This is a genomic window from Ferrovibrio sp. GW821-FHT12D07, from assembly GCF_058807275.1.
On record NZ_JBXAQN010000001.1, the window covers coordinates 1,180,460 to 1,202,214 of the forward strand.

Sequence of the window (21,755 nt, forward strand, 5' to 3'; positions counted from 1 at the left end):
CTGTGCTTCGTCACTGGCGCGCCCGGGAATACCCGACACCATGTACAATCAGACCACGCATCATATCTCGGTTACCGTGCAGCCCATCTATCTCGACGAGCAGTCCTCGCCGGAGGAGAATTACTATGTGTGGGCCTACAACGTGAAGATCGAGAATAGCGGTCCGGAGACCGTCCAGCTGCGCAGTCGCTACTGGAAGATCACCGATGCCCAGGGCCGTGTGCAGGAAGTGCGTGGACCGGGCGTGGTGGGCGAACAGCCTGTGCTGGCACCGGGCGACAGTTTTGAATACACCAGCGGCACGCCGCTGCCGACCTCGTCGGGCTTCATGGTGGGCACCTACCAGATGGTCAGCGACAGCGGCGAGCAGTTCGACGTGGCGATCCCGGCCTTTTCCCTCGACAGCCCGCATGAGGCGCGTCGGGTCAACTGATCCCTAGTGGAGTATCCATCGTGAGCAGTGCACCGAAGTCCCTGAACAAGGCCAATGATGATGCGCGGCCGAGCCGCGCCGAAGCCGAAGATGCCGTGCGCACACTGATCCGCTGGGCGGGTGACGATGCGACGCGCGAGGGCCTGCGCGGCACGCCCGATCGTGTCGTGCGCTCCTATGAGGAGTTCTTCGCGGGCTATCGTGAGGATCCCAAGTCGCTGCTGGAACGCACCTTCGAGGAGATCGAAGGCTATGACGAGATGGTGGTCCTGCGCGACATCCGCCTGGAAAGCCATTGCGAGCATCACATGGTACCGATCATCGGCAAGGCCCATGTCGCCTATCTGCCGCAGAAGCGCGTGGTCGGCATCTCCAAGCTCGCCCGTGTGGTCGAGGTCTATTCCAAGCGGCTCCAGATACAGGAAAAGCTGACCGCGCAGATCGCCAACACCTTCCACGAGGTGCTGCAGCCGCGCGGCGTCGCCGTGGTGATCGAGGCCGGCCACCAGTGCATGACCACCCGTGGCGTTCACAAGCACGGCGTCACCATGGTGACCAGCCATATGCTGGGCGCTTTCCGGGATGATTCCCGCACCCGGCAGGAATTCCTCTCCATGATCGGCAGCAGCGGCCGCGGCCTGCGCGACGACTAGGCTGCGGTAACTTGGGGTGGTCCGCGATGGTCCGGGCCCGGTAATCGTTGACCCGGACCCGATCCGCTCCTAAACCGGTTTCATGACCAAGACACCGCCCGCCTCCCAGGCCTCGCTCGACTGGATTGCGCGTCTGATCGGCTTCGATACCACCAGCCGGTTGTCCAATCTGGAACTGATTGACTGCATCGCCGACTATCTGGCGCAGCACGGCGTCGCCTGCGACAAGATTTTCGACGAGAGCGGCAAGAAGGCCAATCTCTACGCCACCATTGGCCCCAGGGATGTCGGCGGCATCGTGCTGTCGGGCCATACCGATGTCGTGCCGGTCGACGGCCAGGCCTGGTCAACCGACCCCTTCACGGTGGTCGAGCGCGACGGCAAGCTGTTCGGCCGCGGCACGTCGGACATGAAATCCTTCATCGCGCTCTGCCTGGCGTTGCTGCCCGAGATGCTGGCCAAGCCGCTCAGCGTGCCGCTGCATTTCGCTTTCTCCTACGATGAGGAAGTCGGCTGCCTCGGCGTGCATGGCATTGTCGAATTCATCAAGCGCGGTGGCCCGGCCCCGCGGCTGGCCATCATCGGCGAACCGACCGACATGCAGGTGGTCAACGCACATAAAAGCGTCTGCGCCTGCAACACCATGGTGCATGGTCTGGAAGCGCATTCCTCAGCCACCCATCAGGGCGTCAACGCCGTCCAGGTGGCGGCCGAGCTGATCGCCGAGATGAACCGCATCCAGGTCGAATACCAGAAGCCCGAACATCAGGACACGCGGTTCCAGCCGCCCTACACCACGATCACGGTGGGCGAAATCCATGGCGGCACCGCGCGCAACATCCTGGCCAAGGAGTGCAAGGTCGTCTGGGATATCCGCTCGGTGAAGCCGGAACATGACGAGGCGATTCTCCATGCGGTGAAGCGCTACGGCACCGAGACGCTCGAGCCGGTGATGAAGAAGATTCACGCCGGCGCCAAGGTCGATACGCAGATGGTGGCCTATGTGCCGCCCTTCCTGCCGATGGGCGTCAACCCGGCCGAGACCGTGGCGCTGAAGCTGGCGGGCCAGAACCAGACCCATGCGGTGTCTTACGGCACCGAAGCCGGCATCTTCCAGGTCGGCGGTGTGCCGGCAGTGGTTTGCGGTCCGGGCAATATCCGCGAGGCGCATAAGCCCGATGAGTATATCGAGCTCAGCCAGGTCGCCGAGGGTGAAGCCTTCCTGCGTCGCCTGATCGCCTTCTGCCGCGATCCCGGCAGCCGCTCATTCCTGGATCAGGCGGGCTAAGACCTTCCTGTACGCCGCAGCCGACGCTTCGCCGTGGATATGGCGGCCGCCTTCAACCACGCGGCGGCCGGCGACATAAACCTCTGAAACCGGCGAATGCACCTGGCTGGCGAAGATCCAGGCATCCAGGATGGCATCACCGTCCTTGCCGGCCAGTGCCGGCGCATCCTTGTCCAGCAACACGAAATCGGCGCGGCGACCCACACTGATCATGCCCATCGGCTGGCCGATCGCCTGGGCGCCGCCGCTGGCCACCGCATCGAACAGGCGACGGCCGGTCGACCGGTCAGGTCCACCGGCCAGCAGGTTGCGGCTGCGCGAGACAAGGCGCTGGCCGTATTCCAGGATGCGCAGCTCTTCCGCGGCATGCACGCTGATATGGCTGTCCGAGCCGATGCCGATGCGGCCCTGTGCGGCCAGATAATCGACGGCAGGAAACAGCCCATCGCCCAGATTGGCTTCCGTCGTGGGGCAGAGGCCGGCCACGGCTTTCGAGGCGGCAAGGCGCTGCATTTCGTCCGGCGTCAGATGCGTGGCATGCACCAGGCACCAGCGCGCATCAACAATGCCCTGGTCCAGCAGCCATTCCACCGGTCGTTTGCCGCACCAGGCGATGCAGTCATCCACTTCCGCCGTCTGTTCGGCGATATGGATATGGATCGGTGCGCCATGATCGATGCGGTTCAGCGCCGCGATGGCCTCATGCAGCATCTCGGATGAGACGGCGCGCAAGGAGTGTGGCGCGATGCCGAGGCGACGGTCGGCGCGGTTCCGGAATGCAGGCGCCAGACTATCCAGCAGCCGCGCGTAAGCATCGCTGTCATGCAGGAAGCGGCGCTGGCGCTCCTGCGGTTCCTTGGCGCCGAAGCCGCCATAGCGATACAGCACCGGCAGATGCGTATAGCCGATGCCGGCGGCATCGGCGGCGGCCAGCACGCGGCGGCTCATCTCGGCTGGATCGGCGTAAGGCTGCCCGCCGGGCTGGTGATGCAGGTAATGGAATTCCGCCACCGCCGTGTAACCGGCTTCCAGCATCTCGGCATAAAGCTGCGTGGCGATGGCCTCGACATCTTCCGGCGTCAGCCGCGATGCGAAGCGGTACATCAGCTCGCGCCAGGTCCAGAAGCTGTCATTACCCGGCCCCGCGCGCTCGGCCAGGCCAGCCATGGCGCGCTGGAAGGCATGGCTGTGCAGGTTGGCCAGACCGGGCAGAGCAGGGCCGTCCAGAACGGTTGCGCCATCAGCCTGCGCCTGCGGTGCGACGGCGGCGATCATGCCGGCGGCATCGACGGTAACCAGCACATCCTTGTGCCAGCCATCGGACAGCAGGGCCTGACGCAGCAGGAAGCGAGGCATGACGGGGTCTCCCAACTTGTATATATAAGTTGGCAGAAACCGCAGGATCACGGAAGACGTAGAGGCGAGGGATGCCCGAGTTCTGGGACAGCGTCTGGCGCGGTGCCGATCTGGCCACCATGGCCGGGAAAACCGGCGACGACGGCTTCGGCGCCATCACCAAGGGCGCCATCGCACTGAAGGACGGCCGCATCACCTGGATCGGCCCGGCCGCCAACCTGCCCAGGGATGGCATCGGACCGCAGACCGCCGTGCATGATGTCGGCGGCTGGATTACGCCGGGGCTGATCGATTGCCACACGCATCTGGTCTATGGCGGCAACCGCGCTCATGAATTCGAGCTGCGGCTGAATGGCGCGACCTATGAAGAGATCGCACGGGCCGGTGGCGGTATACGCTCCACCGTGACGGCGACCCGCAATGCCGATGAGGCTTCCTTGTTGGCGCAGAGCCTGCCGCGCCTGAAGGCGATGCTGGCCGAGGGCGTAACGACGCTGGAGATCAAATCCGGCTACGGCCTCGATCTCGACAATGAACTGAAATGCCTGCGGGTGGCGCGTTGCATGGGCGAGACACATCCGGTGCGCATCGCGACGACGCTGCTGGCCGCGCATGCGCTGCCGCCGGAATATGCCGACAATGCCGACGGCTATATCGACCTGGTCTGCCAGACGATCATTCCGGCCGCGAAACAGGCCGGCCTTGCCGATGCGGTGGATGCCTTCTGCGAGACCATCGGCTTCACACCAGCCCAGACGCAACGCGTGTTCGAGGCGGCCAAAGCCGCCGGCCTGCCGGTGAAGCTGCATGCCGAGCAGTTGAGCAACCAGAATGGCGCAGCGCTGGCTGCATCCTTCAGTGCGCTGTCGGCGGATCATCTCGAACATCTGGACGAGGCCGGGGTGCAGGCGATGGCAAAGGCCGGCACGATCGCCGTGCTGCTGCCCGGCGCCTATTACATCCTGCGTGAGACGAAGCTGCCGCCGATCGATCTGCTGCGCCGCCATGGCGTCGGCATCGCCATCTCCACCGACTGCAATCCCGGCACCTCGCCGGTCACGTCCTTGCTGCTGATGCTCAGCATGGCCTGCACGCTGTTCCGCCTGACTCCGGCCGAGGCCTTCGCCGGCGTGACGCGACAGGCCGCCCGGGCACTGGGACGAGCCGATTCGGTCGGCACGCTCGAAGTGGGGAAAATGGCGGATTTCGTGGTCTGGGACATCGAGCGGCCGGCAGCGCTGGCCTATCAGGTCGGCCTCAATCCGATTCGCCAGGTGGTCTTTAACGGTCGTCCTGTGAGCGGCATCACCCGTTAACCACCCAAAGGCGTGATTGCGCGGAAACCTTTTCCCCCTATATCCTGTTTATGTCGTGATAACGCGGCAAGTCCGGACATGGTAGAATGCCGATGTCGGAAGGTGATGTATGAGCGACTGGTTCTATGTGATGGGTGGCGGCATCGTCCTGCTCTGGCTGGGATCATGGCTGCTTTTGCATCTGGGCAATTTCGAGCAGCGCATCAGCCAGATTCGCATCACGCTTGAAACCCGCATGGGCGGCATCGAGAAACAGTTCGCCGCCTACAACAAGTTCTTCGCCGACAACGAGCGCGCCGCGCAGCTCACCTATGGTGAACTGGGCGATATCAAGAGCGAGATCGCCGAAGTGAAGGCGCAGCTCGACGAAGTGAAGCGCGCCATCAATGTGCTGGAAGTCGCGGTCAACGACCTGAAGCTGCGCAACAACGCGCGCAACCTGCGCATCGTCTGACCGCCTGCGCTAGATATCCGGCCAGAGCTGTTTCAGGTCGACGGTAATTTCGTCGACGATCGCCGACAGAATCTTTTCACCCTTTTCCGCTGTCGCGCCGCTCGCATCACCCGTGGTGCCACTGCGGTTCAGCAGGCCGCCGGGCCGTTCCTCCGGCGTGTAGCGCATGGGCAGGCGCAGGCTCAGCAGCTGCGGCTCGTCATGTTCGAAGCCATCCTCATCATCGTCGTCTGACTCGGTCGCGCGCAGACGGTCCAGCCGCACCAGCGCCGGCTGGATCGCCAGCAGCAGCGAGGTCTGGCGTTCGTCCAGATCATCGCTGGAGGCGACGGCGGTGCCGAGCCGCGGCAGATCGGCGGTGGCGATGCGGATGCCATGCTGGTGCAGGATGGCCTGCGCCGCCAGCTTCAGCGGCGCTTCGGTCGAGATGCCGTTGTTCAGGATCAGGATGCGTTCGGCGCCATGGCGCAGATAGCCTTCCACGATCTCGGTCACCACGGCCTGGAAGGTGTCGGCCTTGATATGCTGGCTACCCGGATAATCCATGAAGGCCGGATGGAAGCCCTGGTTGATACAGGGAGCGACCAGTACGGGAAGGCTGGCCAGCAGCCGCTCGGCCACGGCCTCGACGATCAGCCGGTCGGCGCCCAGCGGCAGATGCGGGCCATGGGCACGGCTGGCGGCCCCGATGGGCAGGATGACCGGCAGGTCGTCTCCCAGCAGGTCGGCGGCTTCGGTCCAGGTCAGGTCGGCCAGGCGGTAGCCGGAGCGCGGGCGGGGAGAAGCGGTCACGATGGATTAACGCGGTCTCTCGAGATTGGTTGCGGCAAGCTTAGCATGGGGCAGGGGCCAGACCAGATGCTTGTCGTGGGGGCCGCCGGAGCCTATGACAGGGCCATATTTCCCCTAAAGCAAACGAGCCTGCCGTGCCCCGTCCGCCCTCCGGCCGTCGCCCATCCTCTGATCGCCCGTCTTCCAGCCGGCCGTCCTCAGGCCGTCCTGCCGGCCAGAAGCCGCGCGGCGAGGGGCCGGCACGCGAATCCCGGCCCGGCGGCAAGGCCGGAACCAAGCCTGGCGCCAAGCCGGGCGGTTCTGCCCGCTCCGAAGGCTTCAAGTCCAAATCCGACGGTTTCAAGAAGGATGGCTTCAGAAAGGGCGGCAGCGCCAAGGCTGCTCCCGGCACCAAGCGGCCGCCAGCCAAGGATGCTCGCGCCAAGGACACCCGTCGTCCGGAACGCCCGGTGGAGGAGCCGCGCACCGACGGCCATCGCACTGATCGGGGCACCGATCGGGCGCGCAAGCCGCCCAAGCCGGATACGCGCCATCCCGACGATCGTCATCCGGGCAATCGGTTCGGCGGCAAGCCTGCCCGTCCATCCCGGGATGACAGCCGGGGCGATCGCGACGCGCGGAGTGAGCGCGGCCCGCGCCGCGATGATCGATCTCGCGACGACCGTCCGCGCCGCGAAGACCGTTCGGCCTTCCGTCCTGATCGTCCGGAGCGCGACAGCCGCACCGTGAAGGGCGGCAATGGTCTGAAGGATCGCCGTCCCAGCCATCTGCGCCCGATGGGCAGCCGCAAGGTCTCCGAGGGCGCGATTGCGTTGCTGGATGCCATCTCGTCCAGCCGCGAGCCGGCTGATCGCGTGCGCCACAAGTGGATGCGCGATCATCATCGCGGCTTCGACGAGGCCGAACGCGATGCGCTGATCCAGTTGTCGGAAGACGTGCTGCGCCTGCGCGGTCGCATCGACTGGTGGATCACGCAGGGGAAAACCGCGCTGCCGCCCGACAACCGCCTGCGTCTGTCTGCCTACCGCATCCTGCAGATGGGCGCCAAGGCCGATGGCCTGCTGCAGATGTTCGCGCCCGACGATGCTGTCGAGGCACTGCTGCGCCGGCTGGAAGGCCATACACTGGAGCATCCCGACATGCCGCTTTCGGCGCGCATGAGCGTGCCCGACTGGATCATGCCGCTGTTCAAGCAGCGTTTCGGCGCCGATCTGGAACTGGAGCTTGCCGCCATGCTGCGGCCGGCGCCGCTTGATCTGCGCGTCAACACGCTGAAGACCACGCGCCAGGCCGCAACCGCCGCACTGCAGTCCGAAGGCTTGTCCAGCCAGCACGCGCCCTATTCGCCGGTGGGCCTGCGGCTGTCGCCGCGCGCCTATGCCAACAATACCAAGGCCTATGCCGAGGGCCTGGTCGAGCCGCAGGACGAGGGCTCGCAGCTCGCGGCCCAGCTTGTCGATGCCAAGGGCGCGAAATTCGTGGTCGATTACTGCGCGGGTGCCGGCGGCAAGACGCTGGTGCTGGCTGCTGCCATGGGCAACAACGGTCGTCTGGTCGCGATGGATGTGAATGTCGGCCGGCTGACGCAGGCCAAACTGCGGCTGCGCCGCGCCGGCGTGCATAACGCCGAAACGCGCGAGATCGACGGCAAATGGGTGAAGCGTCATGCCGGCAAGGCCGATCGCGTGCTGGTCGATGCACCCTGCACTGGGACTGGCACATGGCGGCGCAAGCCGGATGCGAAATGGCGTCTGGAGCAGCGCGACCTGAACGAGCTGGTGCCGCGCCAGGCCGAAATCCTGGATCGCGCCGCAAAGCTGGTGCGCGATGGTGGCCGGCTGGTCTATGTCACCTGCTCGGTGCTGCGCCAGGAAAACGAGGAGCAGATCGAGGCCTTCATGAAGCGCAATCCGGATTTCCGGATCGTCGCGGTCAATGAGGTCTGGGCGAAACTGCTGGGCAGCGCCTGCCCGGTGCCGGGGCCTTATCTCAGCCTGTCACCCGGCCGCCAGGGCACCGACGGATTCTTTGCGGCGATCCTGCAGCGCGACACCTGACCGCGCGCCTGACTCGAGCCAGCGCGTCAGGAAGCCATCGAGCCAGCTGCTGATTCCGGCATCGTATCTGGCGCAGTTGGCGCGGAGCTGGTCGCGCGCCTGCGCGCCGGGCAGCACCAGTCGATGGCCGGCGCCGCGCGCCCAGCGTTCCATCATGTCTTGCGTCACTTCCGGGTGGAATTGCAGGCCGAAGGCGGTCTTGCCGATGCGCATGGCCTGGTTGGGGAACCAGCCGGTAGAGGCCAGCCGCACGGCGCCGCGCGGCAGATCGAAGCCTTCACCATGCCACTGGAAGATCGGCAGCGGCGCGGGGATATAGGCGCGGCCGCGCGCGGTCGGCTTGATCGTGTAATAGCCGATCTCATGCCAGCCATCCGGGTGAGGCGCGACTTTCGCGCCGCCGGCACGCGCCAGCAACTGCGCACCGAGGCAGATGCCCAGGTAAGGCTTGCCGCTGGCGACAGCCTTGGGAATGAAGTCGATTTCGCGGCGGATGAAATCCAGATGGTCGTCATTGGCCGACATCGGTCCGCCGAAGACAACGCAGCCGTCATGGCCGTCCATGCTGGTCGGCAAGTCCTGCCCCAGGCAGGGCCGGCGGATGTCGAGATGGTAGCCAAGGCCGCGCAGCTTCTCGCCGATGCGACCGGGATCGGAGCTTTCCTGATGCACGATCATCAGGATGGAAGGCCTGTCCGCCATGGCGTTCATGCCTCGACTATGGCGGGTTTCGCCTGATCTGAGAAGATTACTTGCCAGTCACCTGTGACCGCTGCCACGGACCAGCGCCGATTGGTCCGGACAGGTGTCCCGGTTACTGGGCGGTAATGCCGCCATCCAGTACGAATTCCGTACCGGTGACGAATTTCGACTCATCCGACGACAGGTACAGGATGCAACTGGCCACGTCGTCAGCTTCGCCCAGGCGGCCGAGAGGCACCTGCGCTTCCAGCTTGCGGCGACGTTCTGCCGGATCGCCGCCAGCATGGATCATGCCCTGCACCATCGGCGTGTCGATGAAGGTGGGGTGCACCGAGTTGCAGCGGATGTTGTAGCCGCGCTTGGCGCAATGCAGCGCCGTGGTCTTGGCCAGCATGCGCGCGCCGGCCTTCGAGGTGTTGTAGGCCGACATGTTGTGGCCGGCGATGATGCCCGAGACCGACGAGATAATGATGATCGAGCCCGGCGCATGGGCCTTCATGCGCGGCAGGCCGTGCTTGATGCCGAGGAAGGGGCCGTGCAGGTTCACGTTGTGGACGAAATGCCATTCCTCGACGCTGATGTCTTCCACGCTTTTCATCACGCCGACGCCGGCGGAATGCACCATGACGTTCAGCTTGCCGAAAGCGGCATCCACGACGTCCAGCGCGGCGAGCCACTGCTGCTCATTGGTGACGTCCAGGCTGACGGCGATGGCGGCCTTGCCGATCTCGTCGGCGACAGCGCGCGCGCCATCCAGGTTGCGGTCGGCGACGGCGACTTTCGCGCCTTCCTTGGCCAGCATGATGGCGGTGGCCTTGCCGAGCCCCGAGGCTCCGCCGGTGATCAGCGCGACTTTATTGGCTACGCGGCCCATGATGTCCTCCCGGTTTCTTTGACCGGAGGATAGCCGGGTTCTTGGCGACGGGGCAAACCTGCCGCAACGTCAATTCAGTCCGCTTCCTCGATCTTGGCCGGCAGGCCGGCTTCGGCCAGCGCTTTCAGCAGGTCCTGCAGGTGGGCGCGGTCGCGGGCTTCCACCACGAATTCGATCTCGGTGGATTTGGCCGAGGCCAGGGTGAACAGGCGCTGATGCGCCACCTCCACGATATTGACGCCGGCCGCGCCGATCACGCCCGACGCCTTGGCCAGACGGCCCGGCGCATCATCGGTGGTGACCAGCACGCGGGCCAGCCGTCCATCGCGCACCAGCCCGCGCATCAACACCGAGGCGAGCAGTCGGGTGTCGATATTGCCGCCGGTGATGACGATGCCGACATGGCGATCCTTGAAGCGTTCGGGCTGGGTCATCAGCGCGGCCAGGCCGGCTGCGCCGGCGCCCTCGGCGACGGTCTTCTCGATCTCGACCAGCGCCACGATGGCGCGTTCGATATCGGCCTCGCGCGCGATCAGCACGTCATCCACCAGCCGGCGTGCCACATCCATCGGCGCCAGGCCGATGTCGCGCACGCTGATGCCCTCGGCGATCGAGATGCCGCCAACGCTGACCGGCATGTTGTGCATCTGCTGGTACATCGCGGTGTAAAGCTCGCCCTCGACGCCGAAGATGCGCAGATCGGGCTTCAGCGACTTGGCTGCCGTGGCGATGCCGGCGATCAGCCCGCCGCCGCCGACCGGCACCAGCAGGTCCTGGATGCTCGGGGCCTGTTGCAGCATCTCCAGCACCGCCGTGCCCTGGCCGGCGATGATTGCGGGGTCATCGTAAGGATGCACGAAAACGAGGTTCTGCTCGGCGGCCAGTTTGTGTGCGATGGTGGCCGATTCCGCCAGCGTCTCGCCTTCCAGCACCACACGGGCGCCGAAGGCGCGCACATGGCGGATTTTCACAAAGGGCGTGATCTTCGGCATCACGATGGTTGCCGGTATACCGAGGCGACCCGCATGATAAGCCACGCCCTGCGCATGGTTGCCGGCCGACATGGCAATGACGCCGCGCTTGCGTTCGGCCTCGGTCAACTGCAGCAGCTTGTTCAGCGCGCCACGCTCCTTGAAGCTCGCCGTGAACTGGTGGTTTTCGAATTTCAGCCAGACCTGCGCGCCGGTCAGGTCCGACAGCGTGCGCGAATGCAGGCAGGGCGTTTCGGCGACCGCGCCGCGGATGCGGTCGGCGGCGGCGCGCACGTCGCTCAGGGTGATGGTGGGGGCGAGACTGGTCATCGAACGGGTGTCCTGAAGGCGTTGATTACATGAGTATAATCGAGGCTTTCCCGGGGGTCACGGCGATTTGATGGCCGGCTGGATGGTTCACTTCCGCTTGGCGGATTGGTTCGGCCGGATTAGCCTGCCTGTCATGGAAACGACGCCTGTTCAGCCGCCGGTCTTCGAGATCATGCTGAAGCCGCATCGCTCGCTGGGGCCGCGCGGCTTCATCAGCCTGATGGTCTTCGTGGTGCTGGTGAACTTCGCCGCCGGCACGGCCTTCTGGCTGTTCGGCGCCTGGCCGGTCTTCATGTTCTGCGGTGCCGATGTGGTGCTGGTCTGGCTCGCCTTCAAATACAGCTATCGCCAGGCTCGGGCGCGCGAATACATCCGGCTGGAGCGCGAGGCGCTGGTGGTGCGCCGGGTCGATCTCTACGGCCGGGAAAAGGTCTGGCGGCTGCAGCCCTACTGGTTGCGGGTCGAATGCGAGGATGACGACAGTGCCCGGCTGCGTGTCTGGAGCCATGGCCGCGCGCTCACGCTCGGCGCCTTCCTGAGCCCCGACGAACGCCGCGTGCTGGCGGAAGCGCTGCGTCAGGCGCTGTGGCGCTGGCGCCAGCCGCCCGATGCCGGCATCCGCGACCTCGAAACCGTCTAGTTCAGGCCCAGCACATCGGCCATGCGGTACAGGCCCGGCAGCTTGCCATGGGTCCAGACCGCCGCCCGCACCGCGCCGCGCGCGAAGATGCTGCGGTCGGTCGCCTTATGGGTCAGTTCGATACGCTCGTTATCGGCGGCGAAGATCACGCTGTGCTCGCCAGCGACATTGCCGCCGCGCAGCGCCGCGAAACCGATGTCGCCCTTCTTGCGGGCACCGGTGATGCCGTCGCGGCCGCGATCGGAAATCTTGTCCAGCGGCTTGCCGCGGCCCAGCGCCGCCATCTCGCCCAGCAGAATGGCAGTGCCGCTTGGCGCATCGACCTTCATGCGATGATGCATCTCGACGATCTCGATATCCCAGTCCTCGCCCAGCGAGGCCGCCACCTGGCGCGTCAGGCCGGCCAGGATGTTGACCCCCAGGCTCATGTTATAGCCCTGCACCACGGCGCAGTGATGCGAGGCCTTTTCCAGGGCGGCGAAATGTTCGGCCTCCAGACCCGTCGTACCGACCACATAGGCGGTGCGGCCCTGGGCGGCCAAGGCGGCATGCTGCGGCAGCAGGGCGGGAACGGTGAAGTCGAGTACGGCGTCCACATTGCCGAACATCACGGCCGGATCGTCGATGATCTGTACGCCGGTCGCATCCACGCCGGCCAGCAGGCCGGGATCCTTGCCGAGGAATTCCGAGCCGGGACGCTCCGTGCCGCCGCCGACGGCGGCGCCGGGCGTATTGGCGATCTCGCGCACCAGCGCCTGGCCCATGCGGCCGGCGATGCCGACGATGCCGATGCGAACTGCGGACATGAACTTTCCCCTCGGGCGGACAAACGAAAACGGCCGCCAGTCTAGCGACTTGGCGGCCGTTCGTCACGGGTAGGAGAGGGGCTGTGCCTACTCGGCCTTGCCGCCGAGCATCTCCTTGACCTTATCGAAGAAGCCGGTGCTTTCCGGGCTGCTTTCCTCGCCGTCGAGCTGGGCGAATTCTTCCAGCAGCTCGCGCTGGCGCTTGGAAAGTTTCACCGGCGTCTCGACCATCACCTGGATGTAAAGGTCGCCATGGCCGGCACCGAAGCCTGACTGCTGCAGCGAGGGCATGCCCTTGCCGCGCAGGCGGAACTGCTTGCCGGTCTGGCTGCCTTCCGGAATGGTGATGCGGGCCTTGCCGCCATCCAGCGTCGGTACTTCCACGCTGCCGCCCAGCGCCGCCGTGGTCATCGAGACCGGCACGCGGCAATGCAGGTGCTGGCCTTCGCGGCGGAACAGCCGGTGCGGCTGCACGCTCAGGAAGACATAGAGGTCGCCCGGTGCGCCGCCGCGGATGCCGGCCTCGCCTTCGCCCGAAAGCCGGATGCGGTTGCCTTCATCCACGCCGGGCGGGATGTCGACGCTGAGCGTCTTTTCCTTATGCACGCGACCAGCACCGCCGCAGACCTTGCAGGGCTTTTCGATCACGCGGCCGGCGCCGCCGCAGGTGGGGCAGGCGCGTTCGATGGTGAAGAAGCCCTGCTGCGCACGCACCTTGCCATGGCCTTTGCAGGTCGGGCAGGCGATCGGCTGCGCGCCGGCCTCGGCACCCGAGCCGTCGCAGGATTCGCAGGCGATCGAGGTCGGCACGCGGATGGCCGCCGCCTTGCCGCGATAGCAGTCTTCCAGGGTGATCTCGAGATTGTAGCGCAGGTCCGAGCCGCGATTGGCGTTGCCGCGTCCGCCGCGCGCACCGCCGCCACCCATGAACTCGCCGAACAGGTCGTCGAAGATGTCGGAGAAGGAGGTGAAGTCGAAGCCGGCACCGCCAGCGCCACCGCCGCGACCACCCTCGAAGGCGGCATGGCCATACTGGTCGTAGGCCGCGCGCTTCTGGTCATCCTTCAGGATTTCGTAGGCCTCGCTCAGTTCCTTGAACTTGTGCTCGGCCTCCTTGTCGCCCGGGTTCTTGTCGGGGTGATGCTGCATCGCCAGCTTGCGGAAAGCCTTCTTCAGGTCTTCCGCATTGACGGTCCTGGCCACCCCAAGAATTTCGTAATAATCGCGTTTGGTCGCCATCAAGCTGGTCCCGGGCGCCACGCCCTAATTCAGAAAATAATTTGCCCCCGAAGCAAAACCGGGCGCCGCTTGGATTTCGCGGCGCCCGGGCTGGCCGGTTGCCCGGCGCTTACTTCTTTTTCTTGTCGTCTTTCACTTCTTCGAAGTCGGCATCGACAACGTTGTCGTCCTTCTTCTCGGCTCCGGCGGAGGCTCCGCCGCCGGCTGCCTGTTCGCCGCCGGCCGCAGCTGCGCCGTCAGCGCCGGCTGCATCGCCCTGGTTCTTGTACAGCGCCTCGCCCAGCTTCATGGCGATCTGGCTCAAGGACGTCGCCTTGGCTTTGATCGCCTCGGCGTCGTTGGACTCGATCGCCGCCTTCAGCTCGGTGATGCCGGTCTCGGCTTCGGCCTTTTCCGCCGCCGGAGCCTTGTCACCCAGATCGGCGATGGTCTTCTCGGTGGCGTGGATCAGGGCTTCGGCCTGGTTCTTCACTTCCACAGCTTCACGGCGCTTCTTGTCCTCGGCGGCATTCTCCTCGGCGTCGCGCACCATCTTCTTGATGTCGTCTTCCGAGAGACCGCCCGAAGCCTGGATGCGAATCTGCTGTTCCTTGCCGGTGCCCTTGTCCTTGGCCGAGACATGCACGATGCCGTTGGCGTCGATGTCGAAGGTGACCTCGATCTGCGGCACGCCGCGCGGGGCCGACGGGATGCCGACCAGGTCGAACTGGCCCAGCAGCTTGTTGTCGGCTGCCATCTCACGCTCGCCCTGGAAGACGCGGATGGTCACCGCGCCCTGGTTGTCCTCGGCGGTCGAGAAGACCTGGCTCTTCTTGGTCGGGATGGTGGTGTTGCGTTCGATCAGCTTGGTGAACACGCCGCCCAGCGTCTCGATGCCGAGGCTCAGCGGGGTGACGTCGAGCAGCAGCACGTCCTTGACGTCGCCCTGCAGCACGCCGGCCTGGATCGCGGCGCCGATGGCGACCACTTCATCCGGGTTGACGCCCTTGTGCGGCTCGCGGCCGAACAGCTGCTTCACCAACTCGATGACCTTGGGCATGCGGGTCATGCCGCCGACCAGAACCACCTCGTCGATGTCGCCGGCCGTCAGGTCGGCATCCTTCAGCGCCTTCTTGCAGGGTTCCATCGTGCGCTGGATCAGGTCGTCGACCAGGGCTTCCAGCTTGGCGCGGGTCAGCTTCATCACCAGATGCTTCGGACCCGAGGCATCGGCGGTGATGAAGGGCAGGTTGATTTCGGTCTGCGTCGCCGACGACAGTTCGATCTTGGCCTTTTCGCCGGCTTCCTTCAGGCGCTGCAGCGCCAGACGGTCGCTGCGCAGGTCGATGCCCTGCTCCTTTTTGAACTCGGTCGCCAGATAGTCGACGATGCGCAGATCGAAATCTTCGCCGCCGAGGAAGGTGTCGCCGTTGGTCGAGCGCACTTCAAACACGCCGTCGCCGATCTCGAGGATCGAGACGTCGAAGGTGCCGCCGCCAAGATCGTAGACGGCGATCTTCTTGCCGTCGCTGGTCTTGTCCAGACCATAGGCCAGCGCGGCCGCAGTCGGCTCGTTGATGATGCGCAGCACTTCAAGGCCGGCAATGCGGCCGGCGTCCTTGGTCGCCTGGCGCTGGGCGTCGTTGAAGTAGGCCGGCACGGTGATCACGGCTTGGGTCACGGGTTCGCCCAGGAAGCTCTCGGCGGTTTCCTTCATCTTCTGCAGGATGAAGGCCGAGACCTGGCTCGGGCTGTATTTCTTGTCCTGGACTTCCACCCAGGCGTCGCCGTTGTCGCCCTTGGCCACCTTATAGGGGACCATCTCGGTGAAGCGGCGGGTCGCGTCATCGGTATAGGCGCGGCCGATCAGGCGCTTCACGGCGAACAGCGTGTTTTCCGGATTGGTGACGGCCTGGCGCTTGGCCGGCTGGCCGACAAGGCGCTCGCCGTCCTTGCTGAAGGCGACCATCGACGGCGTGGTGCGCGCGCCTTCGGCGTTCTCGACAACCTTCGGCGTCTTGCCATCCATGATGGCGATGCAGGAATTGGTGGTACCCAGGTCGATGCCAATGACTTTGGCCATAATCTCACTCCTTTTGGCGGCGGTCCGAGACGGCCTTCATGAGGGAAGCGCCGGGGCGGACCCCTTTTGGTTCAAGCGTTCGCGGGGTATGTAAGAGGGCCCCCTCCGTCCCGCAACGGGTGGGTCGAAAAAATGTCCAGAAAAGCGGGCCATACGGGCGATTTGCCCACCCCGGGCCCGGAGTTTTGAGGAAACCCGATGTCCGAGAGCGCCCCCCAGCCGGCCCCGACTCGCCCGGCCGGTCCCGGCCATTCCGCCACCTCGGCATCCGGCATCCCCTGGTCCGGCATTACGCTGGGCCTAGGTGGTTATTTTCTTTGGGGAATTTCGCCGATCTATTTCAAGGCCACCGGCGCGGCCGGGATTCCGACCCTGGAATTGAATGCCCATCGTATCCTGTGGTCCTGCCTGCTCTGCCTCGGGCTGGTCCTGGCCTTCGGCAAGCGGCGCGAATGGTGGGCAATCCTGAACAATCCCCGCCTGCGGCTGGTGCTGGCCGGCACGGCGGTCTTCCTGGTGATCAACTGGCTGACCTTCGTCTGGGCCATCGATCGCGGGCAGGTGATGGCCTGCAGTCTGGGCTATTACATCAACCCGCTGTTTGCCGTGCTGCTGGGCCGGCTGGTACTGAAAGAGCGCGTCAGCGCCGTGCAATGGGGTGCCTTCGGCCTGGCCGGCATCGGCGTGCTGGTGCTGCTGGCCGGCACCGCCGATGATGGCTTCTACCTGTCGATCCTGATTGCGGTCACCTGGGGCTTCTATGGCCTGCTGCGCAAGCGCTTCCCCGTCGATAGCCTGATCGGCCTGACTATCGAGACCATGGTGCTGCTGCCCTTTGCGCTGGGCTACCTCTTCTGGCTGGGCGGGCAGGGCACCGGTGTGTTCGGCGCTGCCGATGGCTGGACGCATGTGCTGCTGTTGCTGGCCGGGCCGGTCACCGCTGCGCCGCTGGTGCTGTTTGCCGCCGGCTGGCGGCGGCTCAAGGTCGCGACCATGAGCCTGCTGCAGTATCTGTCGCCCAGCCTGCAGTTCCTGCTGGCTGTCCTGCTGTGGGGCGAGGCCTTCACCGCGATTCATGCCGTAGCGTTTGGCTGCATCTGGGGCGCGCTGCTGATCTACAGCGCGCATTCCTGGCAGGCTGCCCGCAAACCGGCCGTCACTCTGCCCGAATAGCAAGCAGCGAAAAAAGCATTGGACGCCCGGAAACAAAGGGCGTTTGCTTGGTCCCGGCTATTCACCAACAGCGGGGATGTCTCATGATCAACCGGCGTCACATGATGATGGGTCTGGGTTCGATGTATTGGGGTGCGAGCGCTCTGTCGCTCGGCCTGGCGAACGGCGGCTTTGCGGCTGCCAAGATCAAGCCCGGCAACGGCAGCGTGCTGATCGTGGTCGATGTGCAGAACTGCTTCGTGCCCGGCGGCAGCCTCGCCGTGAAAGAAGGCGACGTGATCGTCCCGCTGATCAACAAGATCGCCAAGGGCTTTGAGAATGTGGTGCTGACGCAGGACTGGCATACGGCCGACCATGTGTCCTTTGCTTCGCAGCATAGCGGCAAGAAGCCGTTTGAAGCCGTGAAACTGCCCTATGGCAACCAGGTGCTGTGGCCCGACCACTGCGTGCAGGGCACCGAGGGCGCGTCTCTCGTGAAAGACCTCAGCATCCCGCATGCACAGCTGGTGATCCGCAAGGGCTACCACAAGAACGTCGACAGCTACTCCGCCTTCATGGAGGCCGACGGCAAGACTTCGACCGGGCTCGGTGGCTATTTGAAACAGCGCAGCATCAAGCGCGTCTTTGTGGTCGGCCTGGCCACCGATTTCTGCGTTGCCTGGACGGCGATGGATGCGCGCAAGCAGGGTTTCGAGACCTTCGTGATCGAGGATGCTTGCCGCGGCATCGATGCGCAGGGCTCGCTGGCCAAGTCATGGACCTCGATGAAGGCCGCCGGCGTGAAGCGAATCCAGTCAGGCGACCTCGCCATCGCCTGAGCCCGCCGGAGTCGGCACTGGACAGCGGGCGGCAGCGCGCCACATTGGTGCCATGCCCCCGCGCGAGTCTCTGGATGGCTTCCGTCTCTTCCCCGGTCTGCTCGACCGGGAGCGTCAGCGCGCGCTCGCGCAGACGGTGCTGACCCTGCTGGAAGTCGCGCCGCCTTACCACGCCATGATGCCGAAGACCGGCAAGCGCATGAGTGTGGCGATGAGCAATGCCGGCCCGTTGGGCTGGTATTCCGATCAGGCCGGCGGCTACCGCTACATCGCCGAACACCCCGAGACCGGCCTGGCCTGGCCGCCGATCCCTGAATCGCTGCTGTCGGTCTGGTGGTCGGTGGCCGATTACGACCATGTGCCGGAATGCTGCCTGATCAACCGCTACGATTCAAAAGCGAAGATGGGCCTGCATCAGGATCGCGACGAGATCGACATGACTGCGCCGGTGGTCTCGATCTCGCTCGGCGATGACGCGCTGTTCCGCATCGGCGGCACGGCCCGGAAAGATCCGACGCGCTCGTTCAAGCTGGCATCCGGCGATGTATTGGTGCTGAGCGGCAAGGCGCGGCTGGCCTATCACGGCATCGACCGCGTGATGGAAGGCACCAGCCGGCTGATTCCCGGCGGTGGCCGCATCAATCTGACATTGCGGCGGGTGACGCGCCCGTCAGCGTCGACATGATGGTCTGATTGCCGCCCAGAATGCCTCCGGGGGGTGGCGGGAACCAGGCGCGCATGGTGGTGCCTTCGCCCAATGCCGAATTGATCTCGAAGCGACCGCCATGCATCTCCACCAGTGACTTCACCAGCGGCACGCCCAGGCCGGTGCCTTCATACTGGCGGGTCAGGTCGTTCTCGACCTGGCCGAACGGCGCCAGCACGATGGAGATATGCTCGGGCGCGATGCCGATGCCGGTATCGGTGACCCAGACGGTGAAGCCGCCATCCTCGTCGGGCGCGGAGCCCACTTCGATGCGACCGCCGGGCGGCGTGAATTTCACGGCGTTGGACACCAGGTTGAGCAGGATCTGCCGCAGTGCCTGGCGATCGACAAAGCCCTCGAACAGCCGCGCATCCACCATCATGCTGATGAACACGCCACGGCCTTCGGCGCGTTCGCGGAAGGTGCGGATGCAGGCTTCCATGATCTCGGCCGGATCGGTCATCTCGGGCTGGATGCGCCAGCTGCCGCTCTCGATCTTCGACATGTCGAGGATGTTGTTGATCAGGCCCAGCAGGTGCTGTCCGCTGGACTGGATGTCGTTGACGTATTCGACATAGCGGTCATTGCCCAGCGCGCCGAAAATCTGCTTCTGGATGATCTCGGCGAAACCGATGATGGCGTTCAGCGGCGTGCGCAGTTCGTGGCTCATGTTGGCCAGGAAGCGCGTCTTGCTCAAAGACGCTTCCTCGGCCTGCTGGCGGGCGCGGTCGAGCGCGCGATTGCGCCGTTCGCTGCGCGCCATGCCGAGCTGCAGCAGCGACAAGGCCGTGCCGACGCCGTAATAACGGTCGGCGCGGGTGACGATGAAGCCGCGTAAGAGTGCGCTCTGGTGTTCGTCGGCGATCAGGCTTTCCAGTTTGTCGACGCTGATGCTGGCATCGACGATCAGCGGGTTGCGGTCCATCAGGTCGCCGACCGGCTTCTTGGCATAGAGCGCGCGGCCGAAATCGCGGGAGAGCTGGGTGATCAGGTCATAGCGGTTGATCAGGCCGACGGGGCGCGTGCCGTCCACCACGGCCAGCGCGCCCAGGTCGGGATCGGCCTGGAACCGGAGATCGACATCCTCGCAGCGCATGGTGGCGGGTACGGGCGGCAGCGGCACGGCCACCGTCCCGATCGTCTCGAGCGCCTCGGATGTCATCATGTCCACCGGTGATCCCCCGTCGTTCGGGGGGACTATCGGTCAGGCAGATTGCGCTTTTTTGACAAAGGCGGATGTTTACCCGGATTTGTCGAGGTGTGTGACGGGAACCGCAATTCCCGTCCACTTCAGCGTGTGGCTGGCCAGTTAACTCATCTGGGCGATTCAGACCTGCGTATTGATGGTTTGGCCGGCTTGGGCATCGGGCTGTGGCCCGCCCTTGGATACGCCCACCATGGCGGCGCGCAGCAGGCGGCCCTGCTGCACATAGCCCGCCGCGATCACCTGCAGCACCGTACCTGCGGCCACAGTCGGGTCCTCGATCTCGAACATCGCCTGATGCAGGTTGGGATCGAAGCGCTGGCCCTTGGGGTCGATGCGGGCGATGCCGTGCCGCTCGAACACCGACAGCAGTTCCCGCTCGGTCGCCTCGATGCCGGCAACCAGATTCTGCACTGGCTCGGATGTCCCGGCCTCTTTCGGCACATTCTCCAGCGCGCGGCGCAGGTTGTCGGCGACGCTCAGGACGTCCTTGGCGAACTTGCCCGACGCGAACTTGACCGCGTCTTCCTTCTCGCGATCCAGGCGCTTGCGCAGGTTCTCGGCATCGGCGGCCTGACGCAGCAGGCGGTCCTTCAGCTCGGCCACCTCGGCCTGCGCCTTCGCCAGCGCGTCCTCAGCGGGCGCGGCCTGCGGCTGGGTCTCGGCCTGCTGGGGGCCGGTCGACAGGGTGGGTTCAATGCGGTCGTTATCGGTCTGGCTCATGATCTTCGGGTCTCTTTACAGGCCCCTGCATATACGGAGAGCGGGGCCGGTTTAAAAGGGGTGGGCGGGCAATCCGCCGTCAAAATACAGTCAGCCGAGCAGGCGGCCGACCACCTGGGCCGTGAAATCCACCATCGGCACCACGCGGGCGTAATTCATCCGCGTCGGCCCGATCACGCCGATGGCGCCGACGATGCGCTGCTGCTGGTTCTGCAGCGGCGCCACGATCAGCGAACAGCCGGCGCGGCGGAACAGCGTATTCTCCGAACCGATGAAGATGCGCACGCCTTCGCCGCCCTGGGTCAGCTCGATCAGCCGCAGCATCTCTTCGGTATTCTCAAGCTCTTCCATCAGATTGCGGATGCGTTCCAGGTCGGCGATCGCCGCCACGTCATCCAGCAGGTTGGCGCTGCCGCGCACGATCAGCGTGCCGCGATCCGGCTCGCCGCCCCACACGGCCAGCCCGGCTTCCACCACGCGCGCCGAGAGCTGGTCGAGTTCGGCGCGGCGCTGCTCCAGCTCTTTCAGTATCTCGCTGCGGCCGATGGCCACGGTGCGGCCCTTCAGGCGCTGCGACATGAACTGCCCGGCTTCGGCCAGCGCTTCGGCCGTGAAGCCGGTCGGGATGTCCAGCATGCGGTTCTCGACCTGGCCGGAGTCCGACACCATCACCACCAGCGCCTTGCCCGGGCCCAGCGGCACGAATTCGACATGGCGCAGCGGCGCATCCACCTTCGGCGCCACCACCATGCCGGCATGACCCGACAGACCCGACAGCACCGTGGTCGCCTCGGTCAGCACATCCTGGAAGCCGCGGCCCGACGACATGCAGCGGCCCTCGATCGAGCTGCGCTCGTCCTGGGTCAGGTCGCCCATCTGCAAAAGACCGTCGACGAACAGCCGCAGCCCGCTTTCGGTCGGCAGTCTGCCTGCCGATGTATGCGGGGCATAGAGCAGGCCGGCCTCTTCCAGATCGGCCATGGTGTTGCGGATGCTGGCCGGCGACAGCCGGTGTTCCAGCTTTTTCGACAGGAAGCGCGAGCCCACGGGCTCGCCCGTGGTCATGTAGGTCTCGACCACAAGCCGCAGGATGTCGCGGCTGCGCTGGCTCATTTCCTGGATCATGCCACCAGACTTAAGAAGATGCCGGGGCCCAGT

21 protein-coding genes are annotated in these 21,755 nt (G+C 65.3%); 10 read left to right on the forward strand and 11 right to left on the reverse strand.

Going from position 1 to position 21,755, the window contains the following annotated elements:
- Window positions 1-40: 40 nt before the first annotated feature.
- The 3 genes from apaG to argE all read left to right on the forward strand — a co-directional run bounded on the left by apaG (window position 41) and on the right by argE (window position 2,374).
- Window positions 41-433 (forward strand): Co2+/Mg2+ efflux protein ApaG, encoded by a 393-nt coding sequence (gene apaG, locus AC1RRE_RS05940; RefSeq protein WP_492980183.1) that lies wholly within the window; start codon window positions 41-43, stop codon window positions 431-433.
- Window positions 434-453: 20 nt separating this feature from the next.
- Window positions 454-1,086: a GTP cyclohydrolase I FolE gene (folE, locus tag AC1RRE_RS05945; RefSeq protein ID WP_492980184.1), complete on the forward strand. Its 633-nt coding sequence runs from the start codon at window positions 454-456 to the stop codon at window positions 1,084-1,086.
- An 82-nt stretch (window positions 1,087-1,168) separates the two neighbouring features.
- On the forward strand, window positions 1,169-2,374 hold the full coding sequence (gene argE, locus AC1RRE_RS05950) for an acetylornithine deacetylase (protein ID WP_492980185.1): 1,206 nt from the start codon (window positions 1,169-1,171) through the stop codon (window positions 2,372-2,374).
- Here the strand turns inward: argE and AC1RRE_RS05955 are convergent.
- A complete protein-coding gene (locus AC1RRE_RS05955) occupies window positions 2,351-3,730 on the reverse strand; it encodes a formimidoylglutamate deiminase (protein ID WP_492980186.1) in 1,380 nt (459 codons plus the stop codon). The genes argE and AC1RRE_RS05955 overlap by 24 nt on opposite strands.
- Window positions 3,731-3,801: 71 nt before the next feature.
- Between AC1RRE_RS05955 and hutI the strand changes: the two genes are divergently transcribed.
- Both hutI and AC1RRE_RS05965 read left to right on the forward strand, forming a co-directional pair.
- Window positions 3,802-5,046, forward strand: coding sequence for an imidazolonepropionase (hutI, locus tag AC1RRE_RS05960; protein ID WP_492980187.1), 1,245 nt, complete (start codon window positions 3,802-3,804; stop codon window positions 5,044-5,046).
- Between the two features lie 109 nt (window positions 5,047-5,155).
- The gene (locus AC1RRE_RS05965) at window positions 5,156-5,500 is read left to right on the forward strand and encodes a hypothetical protein (RefSeq protein WP_492980188.1); all 345 of its coding nucleotides are present in this window, start codon (window positions 5,156-5,158) and stop codon (window positions 5,498-5,500) included.
- 9 nt (window positions 5,501-5,509) lie between these two features.
- Here the strand turns inward: AC1RRE_RS05965 and AC1RRE_RS05970 are convergent, their stop codons facing one another.
- Window positions 5,510-6,292, reverse strand: a complete 783-nt coding sequence (locus AC1RRE_RS05970) for a creatininase family protein (protein ID WP_492980189.1) — start codon at window positions 6,290-6,292, stop codon at window positions 5,510-5,512.
- 134 nt (window positions 6,293-6,426) lie between these two features.
- Between AC1RRE_RS05970 and AC1RRE_RS05975 the strand changes: the two genes are divergently transcribed.
- Window positions 6,427-8,349 (forward strand): RsmB/NOP family class I SAM-dependent RNA methyltransferase, encoded by a 1,923-nt coding sequence (locus AC1RRE_RS05975; protein ID WP_492980190.1) that lies wholly within the window; start codon window positions 6,427-6,429, stop codon window positions 8,347-8,349.
- On the opposite strand, the gene AC1RRE_RS05980 is transcribed toward AC1RRE_RS05975, so the two are convergent.
- The 3 genes from AC1RRE_RS05980 to AC1RRE_RS05990 form a co-directional block, all read right to left on the reverse strand.
- Window positions 8,290-9,051 (reverse strand): glutamine amidotransferase-related protein, encoded by a 762-nt coding sequence (locus AC1RRE_RS05980; RefSeq protein WP_492980191.1) that lies wholly within the window; start codon window positions 9,049-9,051, stop codon window positions 8,290-8,292. The two genes, AC1RRE_RS05975 and AC1RRE_RS05980, sit on opposite strands and share 60 nt — an antisense overlap.
- A gap of 112 nt (window positions 9,052-9,163) precedes the next feature.
- Window positions 9,164-9,925 carry an SDR family oxidoreductase gene (locus AC1RRE_RS05985; RefSeq protein ID WP_492980192.1) on the reverse strand — a complete coding sequence of 254 codons (762 nt, stop codon included), beginning with the start codon at window positions 9,923-9,925 and terminating at the stop codon, window positions 9,164-9,166.
- Between the two features lie 74 nt (window positions 9,926-9,999).
- The gene (locus AC1RRE_RS05990; RefSeq protein WP_492980193.1) at window positions 10,000-11,226 is read right to left on the reverse strand and encodes a threonine ammonia-lyase; all 1,227 of its coding nucleotides are present in this window, start codon (window positions 11,224-11,226) and stop codon (window positions 10,000-10,002) included.
- Window positions 11,227-11,359: 133 nt separating this feature from the next.
- Between AC1RRE_RS05990 and AC1RRE_RS05995 the strand changes: the two genes are divergently transcribed.
- Entirely contained in the window at window positions 11,360-11,866 is a 507-nt protein-coding gene (locus tag AC1RRE_RS05995; RefSeq protein WP_492980194.1) for a DUF2244 domain-containing protein, read from the forward strand.
- Here the strand turns inward: AC1RRE_RS05995 and dapB are convergent.
- The 3 genes from dapB to dnaK form a co-directional block, all read right to left on the reverse strand.
- Complete coding sequence (gene dapB / locus AC1RRE_RS06000) at window positions 11,863-12,672, reverse strand: 4-hydroxy-tetrahydrodipicolinate reductase (protein ID WP_492980195.1); 810 nt, start codon at window positions 12,670-12,672, stop codon at window positions 11,863-11,865. The genes AC1RRE_RS05995 and dapB overlap by 4 nt on opposite strands.
- An 87-nt stretch (window positions 12,673-12,759) precedes the next feature.
- Window positions 12,760-13,911, reverse strand: a complete 1,152-nt coding sequence (gene dnaJ, locus AC1RRE_RS06005; RefSeq protein WP_492980196.1) for a molecular chaperone DnaJ — start codon at window positions 13,909-13,911, stop codon at window positions 12,760-12,762.
- Window positions 13,912-14,020: 109 nt separating this feature from the next.
- Window positions 14,021-15,973, reverse strand: a complete 1,953-nt coding sequence (gene dnaK, locus AC1RRE_RS06010) for a molecular chaperone DnaK (RefSeq protein WP_492980197.1) — start codon at window positions 15,971-15,973, stop codon at window positions 14,021-14,023.
- Between the two features lie 198 nt (window positions 15,974-16,171).
- Here dnaK and rarD point away from each other — a divergent pair, with 198 nt between their 5' ends.
- From rarD to AC1RRE_RS06025, 3 genes are all read left to right on the forward strand, one after another.
- Window positions 16,172-17,146 carry an EamA family transporter RarD gene (gene rarD, locus AC1RRE_RS06015; RefSeq protein ID WP_492980198.1) on the forward strand — a complete coding sequence of 325 codons (975 nt, stop codon included), beginning with the start codon at window positions 16,172-16,174 and terminating at the stop codon, window positions 17,144-17,146.
- A gap of 83 nt (window positions 17,147-17,229) precedes the next feature.
- A complete protein-coding gene (gene pncA, locus AC1RRE_RS06020; RefSeq protein ID WP_492980199.1) occupies window positions 17,230-17,964 on the forward strand; it encodes a bifunctional nicotinamidase/pyrazinamidase in 735 nt (244 codons plus the stop codon).
- Window positions 17,965-18,016: 52 nt separating this feature from the next.
- Window positions 18,017-18,649: an alpha-ketoglutarate-dependent dioxygenase AlkB family protein gene (locus AC1RRE_RS06025; protein WP_492980200.1), complete on the forward strand. Its 633-nt coding sequence runs from the start codon at window positions 18,017-18,019 to the stop codon at window positions 18,647-18,649.
- Here AC1RRE_RS06025 and AC1RRE_RS06030 read toward each other — a convergent pair.
- The 3 genes from AC1RRE_RS06030 to hrcA all read right to left on the reverse strand — a co-directional run bounded on the left by AC1RRE_RS06030 (window position 18,603) and on the right by hrcA (window position 21,722).
- A complete protein-coding gene (locus AC1RRE_RS06030) occupies window positions 18,603-19,835 on the reverse strand; it encodes a sensor histidine kinase (protein ID WP_492980201.1) in 1,233 nt (410 codons plus the stop codon). The two genes, AC1RRE_RS06025 and AC1RRE_RS06030, sit on opposite strands and share 47 nt — an antisense overlap.
- A 162-nt stretch (window positions 19,836-19,997) precedes the next feature.
- The gene (gene grpE, locus AC1RRE_RS06035) at window positions 19,998-20,597 is read right to left on the reverse strand and encodes a nucleotide exchange factor GrpE (protein ID WP_492980202.1); all 600 of its coding nucleotides are present in this window, start codon (window positions 20,595-20,597) and stop codon (window positions 19,998-20,000) included.
- 90 nt (window positions 20,598-20,687) lie between these two features.
- Window positions 20,688-21,722: a heat-inducible transcriptional repressor HrcA gene (gene hrcA / locus AC1RRE_RS06040; protein WP_492980203.1), complete on the reverse strand. Its 1,035-nt coding sequence runs from the start codon at window positions 21,720-21,722 to the stop codon at window positions 20,688-20,690.
- Window positions 21,723-21,755: the final 33 nt, after the last annotated feature.

What these genes read in the sequence shown, in the direction of transcription:
- dnaK (WP_492980197.1), bottom strand. Translation starts at nt 15,973, where the DNA reads ATGGCCAAAGTCATTGGCATCGACCTGGGTACCACCAATTCCTGCATC.
- AC1RRE_RS05965 (WP_492980188.1), top strand. Translation starts at nt 5,156, where the DNA reads ATGAGCGACTGGTTCTATGTGATGGGTGGCGGCATCGTCCTGCTCTGG.
- hutI (WP_492980187.1), top strand. Translation starts at nt 3,802, where the DNA reads ATGCCCGAGTTCTGGGACAGCGTCTGGCGCGGTGCCGATCTGGCCACC.
- AC1RRE_RS05990 (WP_492980193.1), bottom strand. Translation starts at nt 11,226, where the DNA reads ATGACCAGTCTCGCCCCCACCATCACCCTGAGCGACGTGCGCGCCGCC.
- grpE (WP_492980202.1), bottom strand. Translation starts at nt 20,597, where the DNA reads ATGAGCCAGACCGATAACGACCGCATTGAACCCACCCTGTCGACCGGC.
- AC1RRE_RS05955 (WP_492980186.1), bottom strand. Translation starts at nt 3,730, where the DNA reads ATGCCTCGCTTCCTGCTGCGTCAGGCCCTGCTGTCCGATGGCTGGCAC.
- rarD (WP_492980198.1), top strand. Translation starts at nt 16,172, where the DNA reads ATGTCCGAGAGCGCCCCCCAGCCGGCCCCGACTCGCCCGGCCGGTCCC.
- dnaJ (WP_492980196.1), bottom strand. Translation starts at nt 13,911, where the DNA reads ATGGCGACCAAACGCGATTATTACGAAATTCTTGGGGTGGCCAGGACC.
- argE (WP_492980185.1), top strand. Translation starts at nt 1,169, where the DNA reads ATGACCAAGACACCGCCCGCCTCCCAGGCCTCGCTCGACTGGATTGCG.
- dapB (WP_492980195.1), bottom strand. Translation starts at nt 12,672, where the DNA reads ATGTCCGCAGTTCGCATCGGCATCGTCGGCATCGCCGGCCGCATGGGC.
- AC1RRE_RS05995 (WP_492980194.1), top strand. Translation starts at nt 11,360, where the DNA reads ATGGAAACGACGCCTGTTCAGCCGCCGGTCTTCGAGATCATGCTGAAG.
- apaG (WP_492980183.1), top strand. Translation starts at nt 41, where the DNA reads ATGTACAATCAGACCACGCATCATATCTCGGTTACCGTGCAGCCCATC.
- AC1RRE_RS06030 (WP_492980201.1), bottom strand. Translation starts at nt 19,835, where the DNA reads ATGATGACATCCGAGGCGCTCGAGACGATCGGGACGGTGGCCGTGCCG.
- pncA (WP_492980199.1), top strand. Translation starts at nt 17,230, where the DNA reads ATGATCAACCGGCGTCACATGATGATGGGTCTGGGTTCGATGTATTGG.
- AC1RRE_RS05980 (WP_492980191.1), bottom strand. Translation starts at nt 9,051, where the DNA reads ATGGCGGACAGGCCTTCCATCCTGATGATCGTGCATCAGGAAAGCTCC.
- AC1RRE_RS06025 (WP_492980200.1), top strand. Translation starts at nt 18,017, where the DNA reads ATGCCCCCGCGCGAGTCTCTGGATGGCTTCCGTCTCTTCCCCGGTCTG.
- AC1RRE_RS05985 (WP_492980192.1), bottom strand. Translation starts at nt 9,925, where the DNA reads ATGGGCCGCGTAGCCAATAAAGTCGCGCTGATCACCGGCGGAGCCTCG.
- hrcA (WP_492980203.1), bottom strand. Translation starts at nt 21,722, where the DNA reads ATGATCCAGGAAATGAGCCAGCGCAGCCGCGACATCCTGCGGCTTGTG.